16 protein-coding genes are annotated in these 24528 nt (G+C 59.3%); 12 read left to right on the plus strand and 4 right to left on the minus strand.

Annotated features, from left to right (window positions below; all coding sequences use genetic code 11):
* Positions 1-87 precede the first annotated feature (87 nt).
* From ACA065_RS16870 to ACA065_RS16915, 10 genes are all read left to right on the plus strand, one after another.
* A complete protein-coding gene (locus ACA065_RS16870; protein ID WP_497690666.1) occupies positions 88-6162 on the plus strand; it encodes a hypothetical protein in 6075 nt (2024 codons plus the stop codon).
* A gap of 305 nt (positions 6163-6467) precedes the next feature.
* Positions 6468-7790, plus strand: coding sequence for an ABC transporter substrate-binding protein (locus ACA065_RS16875; RefSeq protein WP_497690667.1), 1323 nt, complete (start codon positions 6468-6470; stop codon positions 7788-7790).
* A 159-nt stretch (positions 7791-7949) separates the two neighbouring features.
* Positions 7950-8876, plus strand: a complete 927-nt coding sequence (locus ACA065_RS16880) for a carbohydrate ABC transporter permease (protein ID WP_497690668.1) — start codon at positions 7950-7952, stop codon at positions 8874-8876.
* A gap of 10 nt (positions 8877-8886) precedes the next feature.
* The gene (locus tag ACA065_RS16885; protein ID WP_497690669.1) at positions 8887-9717 is read left to right on the plus strand and encodes a carbohydrate ABC transporter permease; all 831 of its coding nucleotides are present in this window, start codon (positions 8887-8889) and stop codon (positions 9715-9717) included.
* 37 nt (positions 9718-9754) lie between these two features.
* A complete protein-coding gene (locus ACA065_RS16890; protein ID WP_497690670.1) occupies positions 9755-10858 on the plus strand; it encodes an ABC transporter ATP-binding protein in 1104 nt (367 codons plus the stop codon).
* Between the two features lie 16 nt (positions 10859-10874).
* Positions 10875-12356 (plus strand): mannitol dehydrogenase family protein, encoded by a 1482-nt coding sequence (locus ACA065_RS16895; RefSeq protein WP_497690671.1) that lies wholly within the window; start codon positions 10875-10877, stop codon positions 12354-12356.
* 141 nt (positions 12357-12497) lie between these two features.
* Positions 12498-13979 (plus strand): xylulokinase, encoded by a 1482-nt coding sequence (gene xylB / locus ACA065_RS16900; RefSeq protein ID WP_497690672.1) that lies wholly within the window; start codon positions 12498-12500, stop codon positions 13977-13979.
* Between the two features lie 12 nt (positions 13980-13991).
* The gene (locus ACA065_RS16905) at positions 13992-14930 is read left to right on the plus strand and encodes a carbohydrate kinase family protein (protein WP_497690673.1); all 939 of its coding nucleotides are present in this window, start codon (positions 13992-13994) and stop codon (positions 14928-14930) included.
* A gap of 155 nt (positions 14931-15085) precedes the next feature.
* Entirely contained in the window at positions 15086-17689 is a 2604-nt protein-coding gene (locus tag ACA065_RS16910) for an autotransporter family protein (protein ID WP_497690674.1), read from the plus strand.
* Between the two features lie 90 nt (positions 17690-17779).
* The gene (locus ACA065_RS16915) at positions 17780-18049 is read left to right on the plus strand and encodes a DUF2790 domain-containing protein (RefSeq protein ID WP_497690675.1); all 270 of its coding nucleotides are present in this window, start codon (positions 17780-17782) and stop codon (positions 18047-18049) included.
* Between the two features lie 84 nt (positions 18050-18133).
* Here ACA065_RS16915 and ACA065_RS16920 read toward each other — a convergent pair whose 3' ends face one another.
* Together ACA065_RS16920 and ilvA are read right to left on the minus strand one after the other, a co-directional pair.
* Positions 18134-18418, minus strand: a complete 285-nt coding sequence (locus ACA065_RS16920) for a DUF1652 domain-containing protein (RefSeq protein WP_497690676.1) — start codon at positions 18416-18418, stop codon at positions 18134-18136.
* A gap of 248 nt (positions 18419-18666) precedes the next feature.
* On the minus strand, positions 18667-19689 hold the full coding sequence (gene ilvA / locus ACA065_RS16925; protein WP_497690677.1) for a threonine ammonia-lyase, biosynthetic: 1023 nt from the start codon (positions 19687-19689) through the stop codon (positions 18667-18669).
* A 278-nt stretch (positions 19690-19967) separates the two neighbouring features.
* Between ilvA and ACA065_RS16930 the strand changes: the two genes are divergently transcribed.
* On the plus strand, positions 19968-20168 hold the full coding sequence (locus ACA065_RS16930; protein ID WP_003190946.1) for a ParD-like family protein: 201 nt from the start codon (positions 19968-19970) through the stop codon (positions 20166-20168).
* A complete protein-coding gene (gene map / locus ACA065_RS16935) occupies positions 20168-20929 on the plus strand; it encodes a type I methionyl aminopeptidase (RefSeq protein ID WP_497690678.1) in 762 nt (253 codons plus the stop codon). Before ACA065_RS16930 ends, map begins: the two co-directional genes overlap by 1 nt.
* 1038 nt (positions 20930-21967) lie before the next feature.
* Here map and ACA065_RS16940 read toward each other — a convergent pair.
* Both ACA065_RS16940 and ACA065_RS16945 read right to left on the minus strand, forming a co-directional pair.
* Positions 21968-22906, minus strand: a complete 939-nt coding sequence (locus tag ACA065_RS16940) for a magnesium transporter CorA family protein (protein ID WP_497690679.1) — start codon at positions 22904-22906, stop codon at positions 21968-21970.
* Positions 22907-22912: 6 nt separating this feature from the next.
* On the minus strand, positions 22913-24499 hold the full coding sequence (locus ACA065_RS16945; protein ID WP_497690680.1) for a RimK family ATP-grasp domain-containing protein: 1587 nt from the start codon (positions 24497-24499) through the stop codon (positions 22913-22915).
* Between the last annotated feature and the right edge of the window lie 29 nt (positions 24500-24528).

Here is a 24528-nt window from a genome sequence, read left to right on the forward strand (position 1 = left end):
GCGCCCTCTGCCACTGAGCAAAAGCACCCCCTCTCTTTCAATCGATGTGGGGGCGCTTATATAAAGCACAGGCCAAAGGGCACCCCCATGATCAACGTTCAGCTGCCAGCCATTCCGTCCGCCCCCCCTCGATCAACCGAACCGAACGCGCCCGTTGCCTCCCCCGTCGTCGCTGCCAACCGCGAAACGCATTTGCCACCCCGGCAGCCTGCCACCGTGGCGCCGCGCCTGTTATCACGACCACGGCGGGACCTGCAAAATGCCAGCTCCGCACCCGAGCCACGCAAGGCGGCAATTCGCCAGTTCGCCGACGCCTTGGTGGAAAAGGGTGACCAACAGCTGGCCATCGGTGTCGCCAATAGTTTGATCGGCCAGCGGCTCGCCAGTGAAACCCGTCGCTCAAGCGCGGCGCAAGACCAGGTTGCCGTGCCGCCGCACTCCACCTTTGGCCGAGCCTGGGCTGAGCTGGCTGACGCGCTGCAATCGGAACCGTTCAAATCGTTTGTCGAAGCCAAGTTGATCGATACTTCCAAACTGACCATTGGCCAACAGGGTGAGCTGACCGAAAGAGGCAGTGACGGCGGCGTTGCGCGTTACTTCGCGCCGAGTGACCCCGCATGGTCGGCCGTCTCAGCGACCGTTTTAGCCGCTGCAAAAAAGTTGACGGGCGGGCGCCTTGGCGAAGTCTCATTCACTGATCGAAACCACGCCCCCACTCGCAATGTCGCCAAGTTCTACGCTGTGCAACTGGGCTCCATCGACAGCAACGACACGCTGGCGAGCATTGGCCAACTGTTTCGCGACGGGACCTTCAGGGCGTTAACCAGCGCCGACCCGCTGGACGCCCCCGTCAAACAGCGACAACTTGAGGCCCGCCAACACCTCGCCGATTTGCCGCCGCAACCGCTGAGCAAGATCCTTGCAACGTTCACCCCTTCGACGGCGGCGCACAAGGTTCAAGAGGCTGATCGGGTTCTGGCACAGCTGTGCAGTCAGGGGTTGATGAAACTGGTGCCCGAAGCCGGTGAATACGACTACCCCGTCATGTTGGAAGCTATTCCTGAGTATTCAACCTTCAACCTGGCCCGCAAAAACCTCCTGAAAGCGCTGACCGCAAGTACGTTTACAACCTTTGCGCGGGAGAACAATCTCGACCCCACCAGCGTTCTTATCAACCCGGTCAGCGGTGAACTGACGGGCAAAGTGAAAGGCGTCAACACCACCTTCATCTTGAACGATGTTTCAGGTTGGGACGATGCCTGGAGCGAGATACAGGGCGCCGTCCAACAGATGGCCGCAGGCTCCGGCGCTGAGGTTAAATACCCGACCAGGGCGTCTGCGCCGCTGTATGAGGTCATGGAGTTTTACAATGAGGCGCTCCCTCACCAGCAAGAAACTCAACAACAGGGCTGGGAACAACGCCAGCTCGTGTCCACGCTGGGTCGAATGGCTGAGATCACCCAAAACAACGGTTTCAAGGCGTTGATCGATACAAAGACCGACGACAGCGACTCCAAAGCCGTACGGGCACGACAACAGGCGGTGACGCAACAACTCAGCGGGGCGCCCCTCACGCCCTCCCCACTTGAAGCCCTGGCGGCAGCCGTGCCAGCCAGTGCCAACGTGCCGGTAAACACTGGCCAGCCGCGCACAGACTCGGTGGCGAGCGCCGAACACGCGCTGGCTGTGAGCGTGCATCAGATCATGCTTGAGCTCCAAGCCAACCCAAGCAGTGCCCCCTCGAAAAGGCTCGCGTCGATACCGGCCAACAGCCTGTTTGGCCAGTGGAAGGCTTACGCGCGCAAGGCCGTGAACGCGCGCGGGCTTGTTGAGCACATGCAGAAAAACAATCTTCTTTTGGACGGTGCAGTGTGGATCCCGCCAAAAGATCAGGCTGAGCGCTATTCCAGAGAAGCAGCCTTTGCAAAAGAAAACCCTGAGTATTTCGACGCAATGGCGCATGGGGACACTGCCCTGGGCCCATTCAGCCGTGACAAACCCATCGCGCTGAACGACGTCAACAGCGACAGCGTACCGTTTGAATGGGTCGCCAACTTTTATGGCATCAGTACCGACCCCAGCAGTGCGGAGTTTGCACGGCAGACCGAGTTGATGGGCCGCACCCAACAGTTCCCAAAAGCACCTGAACACCCACAAAAAATTGTCAATTGGTTGAGCCGGCAACGCACTGCAGTCGGTGATAGCAACGACCGGTATGCGCTGATCAAGCAGTTAAAAAACGGCACTCTCAGCAACGACGACACCACACGCTTCGTGGTCGATCCGGATTCATCGCACCAGCCTAAAGGCGTCACCACGGTTCAAAAATTCCTGGCGAACCAAAACTGGTACGGTGCAACGTCGGCGGCTGAAACAGCCAACCTGTTAAAGGCATTGCAAACGCCCGTGCCGCAATCCCCTGCCCTCGGCAACCACTGGGGTTTCCTGTCCACGGATATCCCGCTGAGTGCTGAGCAACGTACGGCGTTGGTCGAGTGTGTCAAACGCTCGGTTGGCAGCCATGGCAGCCTTCTCAACTACCTCAATGCCGGTGTCGCAAACCTCAGCAAAGACCCGGCACTTGCACTGGAACAGCTGCTGTCCAGTAACAGCGCCCTTGAGCTTGCCACGCAACTGGAAACCGAGATGCAGGGCGCCCCAACCGCCACCAGTCTGAAACAATGGCTGCTGACGGCCCTGGTGCTGGAGCTTGATCCCACCGCCGGCAGCCAACACAAGACCGTCGCGGGCGTTGACCTCATGGGGGCGGCGAACTCGGGGTACAGCAGCGACGTTATCCGTGAACGCTTCAACCATTACTTGACCGGCGAAAAAGGTATCCCTGCTCACCTTGCACCTGCAGCCTCGCGCGTGTTGATGGCGGGTATGGCACCGCAACTGCTGGTAAGCGATGTACCCAAGACAGTGACGCTCGGCTCCCCGCAGTGGTTCAGCTTTACGACGGCGGTGAACCGGATCGAATGGACCGCCCCCGGCGCCACCGCAAACATGACCTACCAGCAAGTCATGAATCACCACAACATCCAGCCCATTTCCGACTTTGAAGCGCAGATACAAAGCTATGCGCAGATGGACCCGCTGCTGGACTGGGCGGCCATCAACAACGGCGTGGACAAGGGCAACTACACCTTGGACCAGTTGAAACAGAGCCAGCAAAAACTTCAAACACAGCAGCAGGCCAGCGCCGATAGCAGAAACTGGCTGGCCACCCATGAGGCCCCAAACAGAAGGGCTATGACGCTTAAGGTATTAAGAGAGACTTTTGGCAGCGACATCGATTATGAAAGTCGATACATGTGGGAACGGATGTGGGGTGTTTTCAGCGGTAGCCACTATAGCCTCGCAGAAATCTATGAAGCCGGCCGGCTGGATGAAGACTGGGGCCAGGAAGGCACGCATGTGGACTTCGAAAGCCTGCGCAAAAAAGCCAAAGACTTACCGGTTATCAACACGGAATTCGACACAGCCATCAACGCAGATTTCAACCTGCGCAGGCACCATACCCTGACGCTGTTCGAAGACATGCTCAAAAAGCTGCCTGAGGAAGAGAGCAAGAGCCTCATCTATGGCCAGGTGGAGTTTTTGAATGTGGACAGTGAGGCCAAAGATGCCGGCCGCGGCATGGTGATCACCTCCGTTTATAACAAGGTCAGAAGGGACTTTGCGGTGTGTCCGGCATGGGGCCAGATCGTCAGAATTGCCGACATTGACCCCACCACGCCACTGGGCAAAAAAGTCAGTCTCGAAATCGATGCCCAAGCTTTTAAAAACGCTACCGAACCTAAAAAGGGCGTTAAATCCGACGTCATATTGAGAACCGCTGACCAGCACATCCTCGATGACAATAACCAGCACTGGCCACTCAAAGTCTCGTTTCCTGCGCACACAGAAAACGACCGGTTCTCCCCACACTACGCGAGTGGGCGAGTATCTCAACTGGCCAAAGCGATGGTTGACACGACCTACCTCAACCAAGCTCAGTTCATAAACCTGCACCGCAATTGGACCAGCAACCCCCTTGAAACGGCTGTCGAGCCGAGTGATTTCTTCAAGGCCGTCTGGCACTCCCTGCCGGGCGCCAGCAGCCTCGAAGACTTGTATCACGGTGAGTTCTTCAAGGCCGGCGTAGATCTGGGCATTGATGTCGCGATCTATTTAGCCACCGAGGGCCTGGGCAAAGCATGGACCCTGGCTAAATCCGGCGCGAGCTGGGCGGCCACCAAAGTCTCCGCCAAATTCATCGAGAAGTTCGGGGCTAAAGAAGTCACAAGCACCACAATCAAGGACGTGACGGCCGCCAGCGCCTCCACCTCGCTGAACGCTTTGAGCCGAATGCAGGGGCGCACACTGGCTCAGCCAACGGCTGACATGGCCAATGGCCGAGTATTACGCTCCGGCGTCAAGGAACAGCTCACGGCGGTCACCCAGGACAGCCGCTGGTACGCCTACGATGCCAGGACAGAGGAGGCTTATGGGCCCCCGCAGAAAGGTTTTCGCTCGGATTCATCCATCGCATTAAAACGCGAGACCCTGCCCAACGGCTCAAGCGTCTTGATACCTGAGCGGTTACTGTCAGACGACGCGCTGGTGATTCACCGGTCGACCTACTCCGACGTCAGGGTGGGCAACAAGGTATATCGCTACGACCCTAAGAAACCGGATGTACTGACCGATCTTGAATCGGCCGACCATTTCAACAATGCACAGGGCCTGGAACCCTTTTGCCCCGCTGGGCCCAGAGCCAAACGCGAGCCTGATGATGTGTGTTTTACAACCGTCGTCGCGGACCTCAGCGGCAATACCGCCAAGTTGGTTCAAGGCCTGCAACACGCGCGCTTCTACCCTTCGCCTGCGGGTGCAGGGAAATCCTCAACGCTTCTTTTTGAGCACCGTATCTTCGATGTCGTGGAAAAGGACGGCCTCCAGACGACCGTCCAACGCGAGCTTCAAGAGCCTATTGATTACCTGGAAACGACGCGTGGCACCCTCGTCAAGGACCCACACTTTGGTTTAACGGGCTCTTCCACCCTGGCCAACCTTGAGCAAAACACGCGAATTGTCAAACTCGACGCTATCAGCAGCCTGAGCAACGACAAACGTGAATTACGTGGAAGCATTGCCCTGCAACAAACAGCCTCGGGGGGAACCGATCGGTATGTCGTTGTAGAAGCCGATACTCTGACGTATTACTACAGCAAATTTGAAGCGGACTCGACGGTTCTCAACTTCAAAAAAATGGGCCAACCGACGTCGCGGCTTGAAGCAGCCCTTGTGGAAAAGCACATCGCGGAAACCGAACATTTTCTTGAGCTGGCGGGTGCGTCCGTGAATAAAGAGCTCGTCGCGCTGCCTACCCTCGATTCGGCTCTTTCAAAGCTTGAAGCCGCGGGTTATACGCCGGCCCAGGTCAATGAGCTGAAAGCCACCATCGCACCGTTCACCGATGAGAAAAAACGCGAGTTTGTTTATCAACTTATCAACAAACTGGACAACTCCAACGGCCATATAGTGCTCAAATCGGCACGCCTCGAACCGCTGAATAAAACCGGCAATTTCGCGAGCCTACCCGTGGAGCAACAAAACAAATTTTACGCTGAAGGCGCGAAGGAATCAGTCGACACACAGGTCAAGGCTACCGGGGTCGGGTCCCAGAACAAGCGCTCTGCCAATGACCTTAATGATCTTTACCGGCAGGACGTTGCAGACGCGCTCGTCAGTTGGATACAAGGCATCAAGGTAGCCTCCCCTGACTATGTCAACTCCGTGTTGAAGTTCGGTGCCGGCAATTGCGGGGAAATGGCTGAGGCCACCGCTCAAATCATCAAAAAAAGCGGAGGCAGCGCTGAAGTATGGTTTGTCCACGGCGGCGACCATGCGTTTACCGTGGTCGGGGGGCCGCCCGCGGCAGGCAAAAGCACCGTCAATTTTGCACAAGCCGAATGGAAAGATGCCTGGATCGTCGACCCTTGGGCTGACATTTCATGCAAGGCGTCCGAGTACACCGGCCTGTTCAAGAAAAAGATGGCTGAGTGGAGCGCAAAAGGTGAAACGATCTACACCCACGGAGACTGGCGCAGCCCGCTTTACCCCAAATGGATAACAGACCTGACCACGCTTGAAAAAAAGCCGCTTAACGCATAACCGGACGCGGGCTGCCAGGCAGCCCGCTTGCCACCGCTTCGAGGCGAACGGCGATGCTTGGCTAATTACAACCGGGCAAACGTTACGGCGGCCGTTCGGCTGTGCTTTGCCCTGACGCGCCGGCGAACCGTTTCAGCGCCCTGAGCCACGAGTGCAAAAAAGTATCAGTCCAAGTGCGCCCAAGGATTTGTCATAACCCCATTTGAAGGCTGTAATCAACGCACACTCTTCCTGACTGCTTGTAGGAAGACACAACAACAATAACTGTCCTTCTGCAGCCCCTGGGCGCAGAAATGGAGTGCGCGATGAAGTTCACAGCAAAAGCTCTGCTTACCTGTTCTTGCATGACTGCATGCATGACCCTCAGCGCCGTCAGCCTTGGCGCGCAAACCCTGACCATTGCCACCGTCAACAACAGCGACATGATCCGCATGCAAAAGCTCTCGAAAACCTTCGAGACCGAGCACCCGCAGATCAAGCTGAATTGGGTGGTGCTCGAAGAAAACGTGCTGCGCCAACGCCTGACCACTGACATCGCCACCCAGGGCGGGCAGTTCGACGTGCTGACCATCGGCATGTACGAAGCTGCACTGTGGGGCGCCAAGGGCTGGCTGGAACCGATGAAAGACCTGCCGGCGTCCTACGACCTTGACGACGTGTTCCCTTCGGTGCGTGACGGTTTGTCCGTCAAAGGCTCGCTGTACGCCCTGCCGTTCTACGCCGAAAGCTCCATCACCTATTACCGCACCGACCTGTTCAAGGACGCCGGGCTGACCATGCCCGAGCACCCGACCTGGACCCAGATCGGCGAATTCGCGGCAAAACTCACCGACAAGACCAAAGAGCAATACGGCCTGTGCCTGCGCGGCAAAGCCGGTTGGGGTGAGAACATGGCGCTGATCACCACCTTGGCCAACGGCTACGGGGCGCGCTGGTTCGATGAGAAGTGGCAGCCGCAATTCAACGGCCCTGAATGGAAGGACGCGCTGAACTTCTACGTCGACAACATGAAGAAATCCGGCCCGCCGGGGGCTTCCAGCAACGGTTTCAACGAAAACCTGGCGCTGTTCAACAGCGGCAAGTGTGCGATCTGGGTCGATGCCAGCGTGGCCGGCTCGTTCGTTACCGACAAAACCCAGAGCAAGGTTTCCGACCATGTCGGCTTCACCTTCGCCCCGCACGAGAAGACCGACAAAGGCACGTCGTGGCTGTACTCCTGGAGCCTGGCGATCCCCACCAGCTCCAAGGCCAAGGACGCCGCCAAGGTGTTCACCAGCTGGGCAACCTCCAAGGAATACAGCCAGCTCGTGGCTAAAACCGACGGCATTGCCAACGTGCCGCCAGGCACGCGCAAGTCGACCTACAGCGATGAGTACATGAAAGCCGCGCCGTTCGCCAAGGTGACGCTGGAATCGCTGAAAGTCGCCGACCCGACCAAACCGACGCTCAAGCCGGTGCCGTATATCGGTATCCAGTTGGTGACCATTCCTGAGTTCCAGGCGATTGGCACCCAGGTCGGCAAGTTCTTCTCGGGCGCGCTGACCGGTCAGCAAACGGTCGATGCGGCATTGACCGCTGCGCAGACCACCACCGAGCGTGAAATGAAGCGGGCGGGTTATCCCAAATAGTACGCAACCCCGTAATTAATGTGGGAGCGGGCTTGCTCGCGAATGCGGTCTACCAGTTGATGCATTCGTGACTGACACACCGCCTTCGCGAGCAACCCCGCTCCCACATTGACCGCGCTTCGACTCTAGTTTTGCATGTACCTGACTGGTTCTGACCCTATGAATACCACCACTGCCAAAGTGCAAACCGCCGCGCCTGAAAAGCCGCGCAAAAGCCGCCTGGCCAACCCCGGCTGGTTCCTCGTCAGCCCCTCGGTGGCCTTGTTGCTGCTGTGGATGATCGTGCCGCTGGGCATGACCCTGTACTTTTCACTGATTCGCTACAATCTGCTCTACCCTGGCGAAAACCAATTCGTGGGGCTGGAGAACTTCACCTACTTCATCACCGACTCGGGCTTCTTGCCCGGCGCCACCAATACCTTGCTGCTGGTCGGCAGCGTCTTGCTGATCAGCGTGGTGTTCGGCGTGCTGATCAGCGCTTTGCTTGAGGCCAGTGAGTTCTTTGGTCGCGGCGTGGTGCGGGTGTTGCTGATTTCGCCATTCTTCATCATGCCCACCGTCGGTGCGCTGATCTGGAAGAACCTGATTTTCCACCCGGTGTCGGGGGTTCTCGCCGCCGTGTGGAAGCTGTTCGGCGCCGAGCCGGTGGACTGGCTGGCGCACTACCCGTTGCTGTCGATCATCATCATTGTGTCGTGGCAATGGCTGCCCTTCGCGATCCTGCTGCTGATGACTGCCATGCAGTCCCTCGACCAGGAGCAAAAAGAAGCCGCGCGCCTGGACGGTGCCGGTGCCATCGCGATCTTCTGGCACCTGACCCTGCCCCACCTGGCGCGCCCGATTGCCGTGGTGGTGATGATCGAGACCATTTTCCTGCTCTCGGTGTTTGCTGAAATCTTTACCACCACCAACGGTGGCCCAGGCTACGCCTCGACCAACCTCGCCTACCTGATCTACAACCAGGCACTGGTGCAGTTCGACGTGGGCATGGCCTCGGCCGGCGGCTTGATTGCCGTGGTCATCGCCAATATCGCGGCGATCATCCTGGTGCGGATGATCGGCAAAAACCTGACTGACAAGCCTTGAGGGCCGCGCCATGACGCTTCAACAATCCCGCCGCCTGCAAAGCCTGTTGCTCGGCACCTTGGCCTGGGCCATCGCGATCCTGATTTTCTTCCCGATCTTCTGGATGGTGCTGACCAGCTTCAAGACCGAAATCGACGCGTTCGCCACGCCGCCGCAGTTCATCTTCACGCCGACGCTGGAGAACTACCTGCACATCAACGAGCGCAGCAACTACTTCGCCTACGCCTGGAACTCGGTGGTGATTTCGTTCAGCGCCACCGCCCTGTGCCTGCTGATTTCGGTGCCGGCCGCCTACTCCATGGCCTTCTATGAGACCAAGCGCACCAAGGGCACCTTGCTGTGGATGCTGTCCACCAAGATGCTGCCGCCGGTAGGCGTTTTGATGCCGATCTACCTGCTGGCCAAGAGCTTAGGCCTGCTGGATACGCGCGTCGCGCTGATCATCATCTACACCCTGATCAACCTGCCGATTGTGGTGTGGATGGTTTACACCTACTTCAAAGACATCCCCAAGGACATCCTCGAGGCCGCACGCCTGGATGGCGCCACGCTGTGGCAGGAAATGGTCCGGGTGCTGCTGCCGATTGCCAAGGGCGGCCTGGCCTCCACGGTGTTGCTGTCGTTGATCCTGTGCTGGAACGAGGCCTTCTGGTCGTTGAACCTGACCTCGTCAAACGCCGCGCCGCTGACCGCGCTGATCGCCTCCTATTCCAGCCCCGAAGGCTTGTTCTGGGCCAAATTGTCCGCCGTCTCGACCCTGGCCTGCGCGCCGATCCTGATTTTTGGCTGGATCAGCCAGAAACAGCTGGTGCGCGGTTTGTCCTTCGGCGCCGTTAAGTAACGGCTCCTTTAAAAATATTCAGAAGCGGAGGCCCATCATGGCCAACCTGAAAATCAAGAATCTGCAAAAAGGCTTCGAAGGCTTCTCTATCATCAAGGGCATTGACCTGGAAGTGAACGACAAGGAATTCGTGGTCTTCGTCGGCCCGTCGGGCTGCGGTAAATCCACCCTGCTGCGCTTGATTGCGGGCCTTGAAGAAGTCACCGAAGGCACCATCGAACTGGATGGCCGTGACATCACCGAAGTCACCCCGGCCAAGCGTGACCTGGCGATGGTGTTCCAAACCTACGCGCTGTATCCACACATGAGTGTGCGCAAGAACATGTCGTTTGCCCTGGACTTGGCCGGCGTCGACAAGAAGATTGTCGAGAGCAAGGTCAACGAAGCGGCGCGCATCCTGGAACTGGGCCCATTGCTTGAGCGCAAGCCCAAGCAGTTGTCCGGTGGCCAGCGCCAGCGTGTGGCCATCGGCCGCGCGATTGTGCGCAACCCGAAGATCTTCCTGTTCGACGAACCACTGTCCAACCTCGACGCCGCCCTGCGTGTGCAAATGCGCCTGGAGCTGTCGCGCCTGCACAAAGAACTGCAAGCCACCATGATCTACGTGACCCACGACCAGGTCGAAGCGATGACCCTGGCCGACAAGGTCGTGGTACTCAACAGCGGCCGCGTGGAACAAGTGGGCTCGCCACTGGAGCTTTACCACCAGCCAGCCAACCTGTTTGTGGCAGGCTTTTTAGGCACGCCGAAGATGGGCTTCCTCAAGGGCAAAGTCACCCGCGTCGAGGCCCAGGGTTGCGAAGTTGAACTGGATGCCGGCGGCCGTATCAACCTGCCTCTGAGCAGCGCCACCTTGAGTGTCGGCGGTGCCGTGACCCTGGGCATTCGCCCCGAGCACCTGGAAATCGCCACGCCTGGCCAGGCCACGCTGACCGTCACCGCCGATGTCGGCGAGCGTTTGGGCAGCGACACCTTCTGCCACGTGATCACCGCCAGCAAAGAGCCGTTGACCCTGCGCATTCGTGGCGACATGGCCAGCCAATATGGCGAAACCCTGCAGCTGTACCTGGACCCGACCCAATGCCACCTGTTCGACGCTGAAGGCGTGGCCGTGGCCCGCCCGCTGCGCGCCGCCGCCTGATTTCGCGAGATTTGTGATGAAACTGAATAAACAGAACCTCACCCAACTGGCGCCGCACGTGAAAATCCCGGCCTACGCGATTACCAGCACCACGCAAGGTATCGCGCATATCGGCGTTGGCGGCTTCCACCGCGCGCACCAGGCGTATTACACCGACGCGCTGATGAATACGGGCGAAGGCCTCGACTGGAGCATCTGCGGCGTCGGCCTGCGTGCCGAGGACCGCAAGGCCCGCGACGACCTGGCCGGCCAGGATTACCTGTTCACCCTGTACGAATTGGGTGACACCGACGACACCGAAGTGCGCGTAATTGGCTCGATCAGCGACATGTTGCTGGCCGAAGACAGCGCCCAGGCGTTGATCGACAAGCTGGCCAGCCCGCAGATTCGCATCGTCTCGCTGACCATCACCGAAGGCGGCTACTGCATCGACGACAGCAACGGCGAGTTCATGGCCCACCTGCCGCAGATCCAGCATGACTTGGCACACCCGAAGTCGCCAAAAACCGTGTTCGGGTTTATCTGCGCCGCGCTGACGCAACGCCGCGCGGCGGGCGTCCCGGCCTTTACCGTGATGTCCTGCGATAACCTGCCGCACAACGGCGCCGTCACCCGTAAGGCACTGCTGGCCTTCGCGGCCCTGCACAACGCCGAGCTGCATGACTGGATCAAGGCCAACGTGAGCTTCCCGAATGCCATGGTCGACCGCATCACACCGATGACCAGCACCGCCCACCGCTTGCAGCTGCATGATGACCACGGCATCGACGATGCCTGGCCGGTGGTGTGCGAGCCCTTTGTGCAATGGGTGCTGGAAGACAAGTTTGTCAACGGTCGCCCGGCCTGGGAAAAAGTCGGCGTGCAGTTCACCGACGACGTCACGCCCTACGAAGAAATGAAGATCGGCCTGCTCAATGGCAGCCACCTGGCCCTCACCTACCTGGGTTTTCTCAAGGGTTACCGGTTTGTGCACGAGACCATGAACGACCCGGTGTTTGTCGCCTACATGCGCGCGTACATGGACCTGGACGTCACGCCGAACCTGGCGCCGGTGCCGGGCATTGACCTGACCGAGTACAAACAGACCTTGGTGGATCGCTTCTCCAATCAGGCGATTGCCGATCAGTTGGAGCGTGTCTGCTCGGATGGTTCGTCGAAGTTTCCCAAATTTACGGTGCCGACGATTAATCGCCTGATCGCTGATGGGCGAGAGACTGAGCGCGCGGCGCTGGTGGTCGCGGCCTGGGCGCTGTACTTGAAGGGCGTCGATGAGCATGGCGTGAGCTACAAGATCCCAGACCCGCGTGCGGAGTTCTGTCAGGGCCTGGTGAGTGACGATGCGCTGATCAGCCAGCGGTTGCTGGGCGTAGAGGAGATTTTTGGCAAGGCTATTCCCAACTCGCCGGAGTTTGTGGCAGCGTTTGAGCGGTGCTATGCAAGCCTGCGCGACAAGGGCGTTACCGAAACACTGCAACAACTCCTGAAGAAACCGGCTTAAAAAATGTGGGAGCGGGCTTGCTCGCGAATGCAGTGTGTCAGTGAAGGTTATATTGACTGATCCACCGCGTTCGCGAGCAAGCCCGCTCCCACACTGATCGGGTTTTCAATCCAAAAAAATAATACTGCTGAGCACTCCACCATGACCCAGCAAAACCTTTACCTCGGCATCGACTGCGGCACCCAAGGCACCAAAGCCATCGTCCTCGACGCCAACAGCGGCAAAGTGCTGGGCCTGGGCGCCGCTGCGCATACGCTGATCAGCGGCGCCAATGGCCGTCGCGAACAACACACCCAGGATTGGCTGGACGCCTTTACCGAAGCCACGCACCGCGCCTTGCAACAGGCCGGCGTGGACGGCCAGGACATTCTCGGCATCGGCGTCTCCGGCCAGCAACACGGCCTGGTGCTGCTCGATGACCAAGGCCAGGTCCTGCGCCCGGCCAAACTCTGGTGCGACACCGAAACCGCGCCGGAAAACGAGCGCCTGCTGGAGCACCTGGGTGGCGAAAGCGGCTCGCTGGAACGCCTCGGCGTGGCGGTTGCGCCGGGCTACACCGTGTCCAAGCTGTTATGGACCCGCGAGCAGCACCCGGACGTGTTCGCACGCATCGCGCATATCCTGTTGCCCCACGACTATCTCAATTATTGGCTGACCGGTCGGGCCGTGGCGGAATACGGTGATGCGTCAGGCACCGGCTACTTCAACGTGCGCACCCGTGAGTGGGACGTGGCGCTGCTCCAGCACATCGACCCCAGCGGCCGTCTGGAAGCCGCGCTGCCGCAGCTGATCGAAGCGAATCAAAGCGTGGGCACGATCCTGCCGGCCATCGCCGAACGCCTGGGCATCAACCCTGACGCGCGCGTGTCCAGCGGCGGCGGCGACAACATGATGGGCGCCATTGGCACCGGCAATATCGCCCCCGGCGTGATCACCATGAGCCTGGGCTCTTCCGGCACCGTGTATGCCTTTGCCGACCAACCGAATGTGAGCGCGCAAGCCTCGGTGGCGACCTTCTGTTCGTCCAGCGGTGGCTGGCTGCCGTTGATCTGCACGATGAACCTGACCAACGCCACCAGCGTCATTCGCGAACTGTTCGAGCTCGACCTGGCCACCTTCAACGCCTTGGTCGCCGAAGCACCGATTGGCGCCGACGGCGTGAGTATGCTGCCCTTTCTCAATGGCGAACGGGTGCCCGCCCTGCCCCACGCCACCGGCAGTGTGCATGGCCTGACCATGACCAACCTGACCCGCGCCAACCTGTGCCGCGCGGTGGTCGAGGGCACCACCTTCGGCCTGCGTTATGGCCTGGACCTGCTGCGCCAGACCGGCCTGCAAAGCCTGCGCATCCGCCTGATCGGTGGCGGCTCGAAAAGCCCGGTGTGGCGGCAGATGGTCGCCGATATCATGAACACCGAAGTGGTCTGCACCGAACAAAGCGAAGCCGCCGCCCTGGGCGCGGCGATCCAGGCGGCGTGGAGCCAGTCCGGTGAATCCCTGGCAAGCCTGTGCGACAAATGCGTCTGCGTCGACCCGGCCAGCCGCACGCTGCCGGTGGCGGCCAGTGTGAGCGCCTATCAACAGGTTTACGAACGCTATCAACAACGCGTGGCAACCCTTTAAGAGTGAACGACTATGTATCTGGTGTGTGGCGAAGCGCTGTTTGATTTTTTCAGCGAGGAGGATGCCAGTGGGCAGGCTTCCAAGGTCAATTACAAGGCGATTGCCGGTGGCTCGCCGTTCAACGTGGCAGTGGGTTTACGCCGCCTGGGCATCGAGTCCGCGCTGTTCGGCGGTGTGTCCAACGACTTCCTCGGTCAGCGCTTGCTGCAAGTGCTCAAGGACGAGGGCGTCAGTGAGCAATTTCTAGTGGAGTTCCCCGCACCGACCACCCTGGCGATGGTCGCTGTGGGCGCCAATGGCTCACCGCAATACAGCTTCCGTGGCGAAGGTTGCGCCGACCGCCAATTGCGGGTCGCGCACTTGCCCACGCTGGGCCATGAGGTTCGCGGGCTGCACGTCGGCTCGTTTTCGCTGGTGGTGCAGCCGATCGGCGACACCCTGCTGAGCCTGGTCAAGCGCGAAAGCGGCAAGCGCCTGATCAGCCTGGACCCCAACGTGCGGCTCAACCCGCAGCCGGATATCCAATTGTGGCGTGATCGCGTGGCCGAGTTGGTCACGCATGCCGACCTGATCAAAGTCAGCGACGAAGACTTGCACCTGCTCTACCCCGACCGGTCGCCGGAAAGCGTGCTGCAAGGCTGGCTGCAACACCGCTGTCAGTTGGTGTTCCTCACCCGTGGCGGTGACGGCGCTACGGTATTCAGTCGCCAGCACGGCAGTTGGTCGCAGCCGGCCGTCAAGGTGGTGATGGCCGATACGGTCGGCGCTGGCGATACCTTCCAGGCCGCGTTGATTGCCTGGTTGACCGAGCAGCAGTTGGATTCGGTCGAAGGCCTGCAACAGCTCACCCGTGAGCAGATCGACACCCTGCTCGGCTTTGCCATTCGCGCGGCCGCCCTGACCTGCAGCAAGACCGGGCCCGACCTGCCGTATCGCCAACAACTGGGCTGAAAGCCCTGCACCATGACTCTTTAGCCATCATCGCAGGCCACGTATTTCGTGGCCTGTGGGCTATGCACGTTCGTCAGAAAGATCTGCCCAGTGTCAAAAACTGTACTAAACACAACCAATCGTACAGTTTTTGACACTGCAAGCAGGGCCTCACCATGCTTAAAGAACGGTCAGTTGGCTATCACGCCGTATTAGCTGCCGGCATCCTTTCACTGCACTACCTGCACCCACCTTATGCGCACGCTGCCTGCGCACTGACGCCCGGCCCGGGCGACGACAGCTTTGTCTGCGACAGCGCCAGCAGCACCGGCCTCACTGACTTGCTGGGCAATAACCGCCTGGTCCTGCCTACAGGCGGTACTGGCACCATCAATGGCAACGTGACCTTCGGCGCCGGCGCGGATGTGGTGCAAATCGATTCAGGCCTTATCAGCGGCGCCGTGCAACAGGGCAACGGCATTGATGACTTCAGCATGAGCGGCGGGCGGATCCAGTCGCTGGCCCAGGGTGATGGCCGCGACACCTTCCTGATGACCGGCGGCACCCTCGTCGGCGCATTCGAGGACGGCGATGTGGCACGCCAGACCGGGGGCACCATCGGCCGCGTCGACATGAAACTCGACAACAACCTCTATGACATGTCCGGTGGTTCGATCCTCGGCAACCTGGTGACGGGCTTCGGCACCGATACGATCATCGTCTCCGGCGGCACGATTGGCGGCAATATCAGCGTCAGTGGCGGCGACGACAGCATCAGCGTCAGTGGCGGCGTGATCAACGGCGAGATCCGCGCCAGCTTCGGCAATGACACCTTCAATTGGCTGGGCGGTGGCCAGATCAAATCCGCCGTGTTGATGGGCGATGGTAACGATACCGCGCTGTTGCGTGGCCTCAGCGAAAGCCAGTTGGCCGCCACGCCGTCCCTCGATGGCGGGTTGGGCAACGATCAACTGACCTTCGACGCGACGACCTCCAGCACCGCTTCGCGCTACATCGGCTGGGAGACCGTCAACCTCAACAACCGCTCACGCTTTGAGCTTTCCGGGGACTTCTTCCTGGGTGACAGTGCGAGCACTACCGGCACGTTCAACATCGACGCCAGCAGCGCGCTGGCCGTGACCCAAGGCAGCATCCGCGCCTATACCGCAGGCCAGTTGGCCACGCTGAACAATGCTGGCGTTGTCGACATGACGACCGCCAGCAACAGCGCCACCGACACACTGACCGTGCGCGGCAATTACGTGGGTAACAACGGGCAGCTGTGGCTGCAAACGGTACTGGGTGATGACTCCTCAGCCACTGACAAACTGGTGGTGGCCGACGGCACCCTCAGTGGCCATACACAATTGGCCGTGAGCAACCTGGGTGGCGTCGGTGGCTTCACCCAGAACAACGGGATTGAGGTGGTGCAGGCCCTTAACGGCGCCGTCAGCAGCACCGATGCGTTTGCCTTGAAGGGCTCGGTGTCTGCCGGGGCCTATGAGTACCTGTTATTCAAGGGTGGGGTGACGGCGGGGACGGAAAATAACTGGTACTTGCGTTCGTCCGTGGTCGCTATACAGGCGCCCGCTGTCCCGCCTGTGCCGCCGACACCGCCAGTGGTAGTGCCGGTGCCGCCAATTCCAGCGACGCCACCGGTGGTCACGCCGGACGAGCCGCCGGTGGAACCGCCGACCGCGCAACCCGTGGCACCGATAGAGCCGCCTGCCCCGCCGCCGAGCCAGGTCGCCGCCGCCACGTCGCCGGAATCCGCCGCGAGCAACCCGGTGCTGCCGGCCGCGATTGCCGGGGCCGAGCCGATTCCGTTATATCGCCTTGAGGTGCCGGTGTATTCGGTCATCGTGCCCGCCGCGCAACTGATGACCTTGCAAGCGCTTGGCACCTTTCATGACCGCCAGGGTGAGCAAAGCCTGCTGACCGAAACCGGTGCAGTGCCGGCCGGTTGGGGCCGTGCGTATGGCAGTGACTTCAACAAAAGCTGGTCAGGCAGCGTGTCGCCCAGTTTTGACGGCACCGTCAAAGGCTACCAAGTGGGCCACGACCTCTACGCCGCCGAAACCAGCGGCGGGCAAACACAACGCTTTGGGCTGTTTATTGGCCAAAGCCGTCTGCAGGGTGACGTGAAAGGCTTCTCAATGGGCTTCCAGGACAATCGCGCAGGTCGGGTCAAACTTGACGGCGACAACGTCGGCGCCTACTGGACCCTCACCGATCCCACCGGCTGGTACGTTGACCTGGTGGCCATGGGCACGCGTCTGGATGGCAACAATAAATCCGCTCGCGGTATAAACATGGACACCAAAGGCCATGCCCTGGCCTTGTCGGCCGAAGCGGGCTACCCGATCACGGTTTCCGAACATTGGGTGGTGGAGCCGCAGGTACAGGTGATCCGCCAGACCATCAACCTGGATAACCAGGACGATGGCATTGCCAAAATCTCCTTCGACGCCCAGGACTACTGGACCGGCCGCCTGGGCGCACGCCTCAAGGGCCGTTACCTGCTGAACAACACGCCGATTGAACCGTATGTGCGGGCCAATGCCTGGCGCACGTTCGGTGGCAGCGACACGGTGACCTACGATAACGTGGACCGCATCAAAACCGCGCACAAGGCCTCCACGGCCGACCTGGGTGTGGGCGTGGTGGCGAGGTTATCGGCGACGGTGAGCGTTTATCTCGCGGCGGACTACAACACCCACCTGGATGGCAACGCATTGGAGGGCGTTAGCGGCAACGCCGGTGTACGCATGAGTTGGTAAAGATGAAGGTTTTGTCAGCCACGGCAAAATTAATCGATGGTTAATCCCGCGCACCGAGAGTGAACCTGTACCCACTCACGGAGCACTAGCATGAAACTGCGCACTTTAATGGTTGGCGGCGTAATGGCGTTGGCCGCCGTCTCGGGCCTGGCCCAGGCGGACACTCAAGCAACCTCAGCCAAACCCGTGCCTTATAAGTACGGCATGCCCTTGAACATCGACAAGGTGATTGCAATGAACGAAACCCCCACCAACGACTGTAAAGTCATTAATGCGGATATCAAGTTCGTAGATAAAGCCGGCAAGATCGAAGACGTGGGCTATCGGAAAATGTCCGAAGCCTGTGATTTCCAGAATTGAGCCCTGGCACTGGCAACACAACCGTCCTGGGCCTGGCGTTTACCAGGCCCGCAGTTCTTTTGTAATTCAACCTCAAACCATCAGCTAGTAATAGCCGCGCCCGCCCACTCTTTGCAGAGGCGGTCTTTGCAAAGCGGGTGATTGGTTGTGCTTGAGGTCTTCGCGCAACCCGGCGATCAGGTTGCAAATGGCTCGACTGCTGTCGAGTTTGTCAGCGTTTATACCTTTGACTTCCAAATCCACTCGGTCGCGGTCCCGGTCGTCATACACCTTGATCGTCAACGAAGCGTCTTCAGCTTTGGTGCATTCGCACCGTTTGGGCAGGAAACTTCCTTCTATGATGCTGCGAAGTTCTAATTCCGAAAGCATGGCTAACCTCTCCTTTTATGAGACTGCCAACAGATGAATGATTGTGTGTCCGGCAGGCGTCTGCCTGCCACGTCTTACCAACCTTGGAAGACGCTTACCTTCCTCAGCCTACTCGGCAAATACAGGTCTCGTTGTAACCTTTCCTCATAAGCAACCTCCCAAGGTATATAACTTCAGCCATGAGCTGTTTATGCTGTTTAAATCGTCGCCGAACTGCGCCGATTAAACGTTTAACTTAGCGCCCTGCGTTAAACGGTGCCCTGTGCGGCAACTCTTTCAGCAACATGTCGCAAACTATCGAAGTTGATATTGGCACCCGAGTTGATCGCCACCAGCGTTTGATTACGCACGCCGTGTTCAGCGACATAGTGACGAATGCCCGCCACCGCCAGCGCGCCTGAAGGCTCGGTGATCGAGCGCGTGTCGTCGTAGATCAGCTTGATGGCGCTGCACAGCGCATCGTTGCTGACGGTGATGACCTCATCAACCCAGTCACGGCAGATTTCAAACCCATAAGCGCCGATCTGCGCCACGGCGGTGCCATCAGCGAACCCGTCGACACTGGGCAGCACCACCCGCTCGCCCGCGCGCAGGGCTGCCAACAGGCAGCTGGAACCTTCGGGCTCGACACCGACGATGCGCACCTCGGGCCGCAGGTATTTGACATAGGCGGCGACCCCGGCGATCAACCCACCGCCGCCCACCGGTACAAAGATCGCGTCCAGCGGGCCCTGTTGCTGGCGCAGAATTTCCATCGCCACGGTGCCTTGGCCGGCGATCACGTCCGGGTCGTCAAACGGCGAGACGAAGGTGCAACCCGAGGCCTGGGCCAATTGCAATGCATGCGCCAGAGCGAAGGGAAAACTCTCGCCGTGCAACACTGCCTCGGCACCCCGCGAACGTACGCCCAGCACCTTCAACTGCGGCGTGCTGCACGGCATGACAATCCGCGCCTTAATCCCCAACTCCCGCGCCGCCAGGGCCACGCCTTGCGCATGGTTACCCGCCGACGCGGTCACCACACCGCGGGCCTTTTGCTCAGCCGTTAGCTGCACCAGCTTGTTGTAGGCGCCGCGAACCTTGAAGGAGAACGTGGGTTGCAGGTCTTCGCGCTTGAGCAGCACCTGGTTGCCCAGCAGCGCCGATAACGCCGGTGCCGCCTGCAAGGGCGTGCGCAACGCCAGGTCATAGACCGGTGCGGCGAGGATCTTTTTCACGTAGTGCTCAAGTAGCCCTGGGTCGGCGGTGTGGGAAACGGTGCAGCGGCTCATGGGTGTCTCCTGGCGTTTTTGCAAAAGGCGCTGGAGACGGAAAAACAAAACCCGCCTCTAGGGCGGGTTTGGGTACAGCAGCCGTGCGCTATCCCGCCAAATGAGGAGTGGCGGTAATAATGCTTGGCTGAGTGCGGAAGGCTTGAAATGTCATGCCACAAAATTAACCGGCGCTGGACGGGCAAGTCAATGGCCAGCCCACCGATTAGCCGATGGGGGTTTACGATTGATATACGAAACGTATACGCTTTGTATATCCACCCAGCACAGTGAACCTTATGGGCATCGTCAAGATCACCGACCAACTGCACGAACAGCTCCGCCTGGCCAGCGCCGCCATGGATCGCTCCATCAACGCCCAGGCCGAGTTCTGGATCAAAATCGGCCTGCTTGCCGAACTCAACCCGCACCTGCCCTACAACGAGCTGATCAACAAGCTGTTGCTGGACAAGCCCGACCTGATCCGGGGGCGCAGCTGATGATCAAGACTGCCGCACAATTGGCCGTGATGCGCGAAGCCGGACGCCTGCTGGCCCAGGTGTTCAACATGCTCGACGGGTTCGTCGCCGCCGGCCGTTCTACGCTGGACCTGGACGCCGCCGTCGAAGCCTTCATCCGTAACGACCTGAACGCCCGCCCGGCTAGCCTTGGGCAATACGACTACCCCTTCTGCATCAACACTTCGATCAACGAGGTGGTGTGCCATGGCATGCCCAGCGCCAAGGAAGTGCTCAAGGACGGCGACATCATCAATATCGACATCACCCTGGAAAAAGGCGGTTTTATTGCCGACTCCAGCAAGATGTACATGATCGGCAGCGTGACGCCCAAAGCGCAGCGCCTGGTGGAAAAGACCTTTGAGGCGATGTGGGCCGGTATTCGCCAGGTCCGACCCGGCGCGCGCCTGGGTGATATCGGCCATGCGATCCAGAGCCATGCGCAAGCCAACGGCTACAGCGTGGTGCGCGAGTATTGCGGCCACGGTATCGGCCGCCAGATGCATGAAGAGCCGCAAATCCTGCACTTCGGCCGCCCCGGCACCGGGCTGGAACTGCGTGAAGGCATGGTGTTTACCATTGAGCCGATGCTCAACCAAGGCAGCGCCAAGGTGCGCAGCCTGAAGGATGGCTGGACGGTGGTGACCAAGGACAACAGTTTGTCGGCGCAGTGGGAGCATACCGTGGCGGTGACGGCGGACGGGTTTGAGGTGCTTACCTTGCAGAGGAATGTCGATGTGTAGGCTGGTGCTGCTGGGGGCATATCCATTTTTGCGGTAACGGCTTCGTATGGTTCCGCCCTTACGGCGGGTCACTTTTGAAAAGAGCCCAAAAGTAACCAAAAGGCTCTTGCCCCACCACTCGGCACCTCGCCTAGGCTCGGTGTGCCCTCACTCCGGCTTTGGAGCGGGGGCCGCCGCGATGGGCCATCCTTGGCCCAGCGCGGCTAAACCGGCGTCCTGCCGGTTTACCCCCGCTCCAAAGCCTGCGTTCGGCCAGCGTGGTTGACGGGGCGCCTAAGATCAAAATCAAGATCAAGATCTACAGCACGGCGGCCTAGTAGCCGACCTGAGTGGTTGAATCAAAAGCAAAGCCAAGGCGGCCTGGCAGCCGACCTGTTCTTGGAAGCTGAACTCGGTTGAATTGTGGGAGGGGCTTGCTCCCGATGGAGGTGTGTCAGTCAGTTTATTTGTAACTGGCCCACCGCATTCGCGAGCAAGCCCGCTCCCACATTTTGAGCTCAGTACATCAGGTAGATGTGTGTGTACTCGGTCAAAGGTGGGAGCTGGCTTGTCGGACCGCCGAACCGCTGCGAAGGCATCGACTGTGTCTTACTGATGTACCGAGGTGTCTGCATCGCAGGCAAGCCAGCTCCCACACAAAAGCAGCTCTGCTTTTGATCTGTTTTTGCCCTGCTTTTGCTTCAACCACTCAGGTCGGCTACTAGGCCGCCGTGCTCTTGCTTTTGATTTTGATCTTGATCTTGATCTTGATCTTGATCTGACAGGCCCCGTTAACCACGATGGCCGCACGTAGGCACGGTGGAGCGGGTAAACCGGCAGGGATGCCGGTTTAGCCGCGCTGGGCCAGGGATGGCCCATCGCGGCGACCCGCGGAAACGGGCCGGAGTGCGGGCATGCCGAGCCTAGGCGAGGCACCGAGTGGTGGGGCAAAGACCTTTTGGTTACTTTTGGGGCGTTTGCCAAAAGTGACCCGCTGTAAGAGCGGAACCATACGAAGCCGTTACCGCAGCAACGGATATGTACTCACATCACATCACCTCACACCACACTCGCCCCACCCGCTATCCGCTTCAACCCCAACACCATCAATCCCGCTCCCATCCCCATCGCCAGCAGAAACAGCGGATACGACACCCACCAAGGCGTCCCCGCCGTCATCATGCTGAACTCCGACATCCCCCCCACACTGGCAATCAAGTTAAGCGGCAAAAACACCACGTTAATCAGCGTCAACTTACGCAACAGATTATTCATGCTGTTGTTCATCAAATTCCCACGCGCATCGATCAACCCGGAAAACACATTCGAATAAATCTCCGCCTGCTTGTAGCACTGGTGGTTTTCGATAATCAGGTCATCAATCAGCCCCAGAATTTCAGCACTGAAATGCTCCTTTTCAGCATGGTTACGCAACCGCGACAGCACCGCGCCGTTGCTGTGCAGCGCATTGATGTAATAGATCAAACTCTCGCTGAGGCTGAACATCTGCATCAGGTGATGATTGCTCATCGACGCGTTGAACTGCTGTTGCAACTCCCGCGCCACCAGCTTGATCACCTTGAGGTGGCCCAAGTAGTGATGAATGTTATTGAGCAACAGATCAAGCAACACATCCAGCGGCGTGTGCAGCGGCCGGCGTGCGCCGAGCCCCGACAGCGGGGTTTCATCAGTGGCAATCACCAGCAAGCGGTCCGGCGAAAACAACAGCCCGCAGGACGACACCTCAAACACCAGGTTGCCACCGCCGGAATAGTTCTCCGGACGTTTCCAGATCAGGAACAGGTTGTCTGGGTGAAATTCGATGCGCGACACTTCATCCGGGTCGAGCGCCGAGGCCAGCGCATGTTCATCCAATTTGTGGTGGTCACGCAGCCACTCACGCTCGGCAAGGTCGGGGTTATTGAACAACATGATCGGGGCATCGTCGCCCTCGCCACTGTGCAGCTTGCCACCGGTCAATTCAAAGCGCTGGATCATCGCGCGTCACCACACCTGGCCCTGGCGCTTCAACTCCAGGCGCCGCACAAACTCCTCCAGCACCAGCGCATACAGGTCGTCTTGCAAGTAGGCGTCTTCGATGCCGGCGTCCATGTTGGGGTTGTCGTTTACTTCGATCACCACCACCTTGTCACCGGACTGCTTGAGGTCGACGCCGTAGAGCCCGTCGCCGATCAGGTTGGCGGTCTTCACCGCCAGCTCCACCACCGCCTTGGGCGCTTCGTGGACCGCCAGCGTGCGGCATTCACCGTTGATGTCCTGGCCGATGGCCTTGTGGTTGTAGATCTGCCAATGGCCCTTGGACATGAAGTACTGGCAGGCAAAGATCGGCTTGCGATTGAGTACGCCGATGCGCCAGTCGTACTCGGTGTAGAAGAATTCCTGGGCCAGCAACAGCACCGAATGTTCGAACAACTCGGCGGTGGCCTTGAGCAAGGCCTCCTGGCTTTCCACCTTGATCACACCGCGGGAGAAACAGCCGTCGGGAATCTTCAGTACCAGCGGGAAGCCCAGGCGTTCGCCGACCCGCTCGAAATCTTCCGGTCGTTCCTTGTACAGAATTTCGGTGGCGGGCATGCCCAGTTGATGGCTGTTGAGCAAGTCGGTGAGGTAAACCTTGTTGGTACAACGCAGGATCGACGCCGGGTCGTCCATCACCACCAAGCCTTCACTTTCAGCCTTTTTGGCGAAACGGTAGGTGTGGTTGTCAACACTGGTGGTCTCGCGGATCAGCAAGGCATCGTACTCGGCGAGGCGCGAGTAGTCCTTGCGTTCGATCAGTTCCACATCAATGCCCAGGCCCTTGCCAACCCGTACGAAATTTTCCAGGGCCTTGGCATTCGACGGCGGCAGTTGCTCTTGGGGATCGTGCAGGATGGCCAGGTCGTAACGCGCCAAGCGGCGTGAGCGCGGCTGGCGCCAGATCTTGCGGCTGAAGTTGTCCAGGGCGTGGGCGAACTGGTCTTCCTGGTCGTCACGCAACTTGTGCAATACGCCGGATTTAACCCCTTCGATGTGCCAGCCGTTATTCTTGCGAAACTCAACTAACAGAATCGGGCATGGGAAGGTTTCAAACAACTGACGGGCCAACTCCTGCAGCGGCTCTATATTGGTCCGGCCAAAATAAAGTGTCAGGGTAAAGCCTTCGGTATTGCTGTAGAGGTGATGACTCAAGGCTTTATCGAGGGTTTTATCCAGGTCATCCAACGACAGGCCATACAACGACTTCTTGGTCAGTTCGCTGATGGTGCGCACCGACGGAATCACTTTGTGCCCACGTGCCTCGGCCAGCAGCGAACAGTAGTAGCCATGCCCCAGGTACTTGTAGCTGCGGCACAGGTTGATCACCTGCACACGCTTGCCCGTCTCGTTCTCGCGGGTTTGCTCGAGGTACTCCTGGGCGGTGACGATGTCTTCGCTGGGGAAGTAGGAGGCCCAATCTTCCTTGCGTTCGACAATGATCACGACTTGACTGGAACCTTTGAGGGGTGGAGAAAAATAACCGTTGGAAGTTATTGTCGCCGTGACGGTTTGCTCGGATACTTCACGCCAATGACTTTGTACCGCCGACATAATATTTGATCCGCTTTAGAGAACTCGAC

This window comes from Pseudomonas sp. LBUM1640 (genome assembly GCF_059716225.1).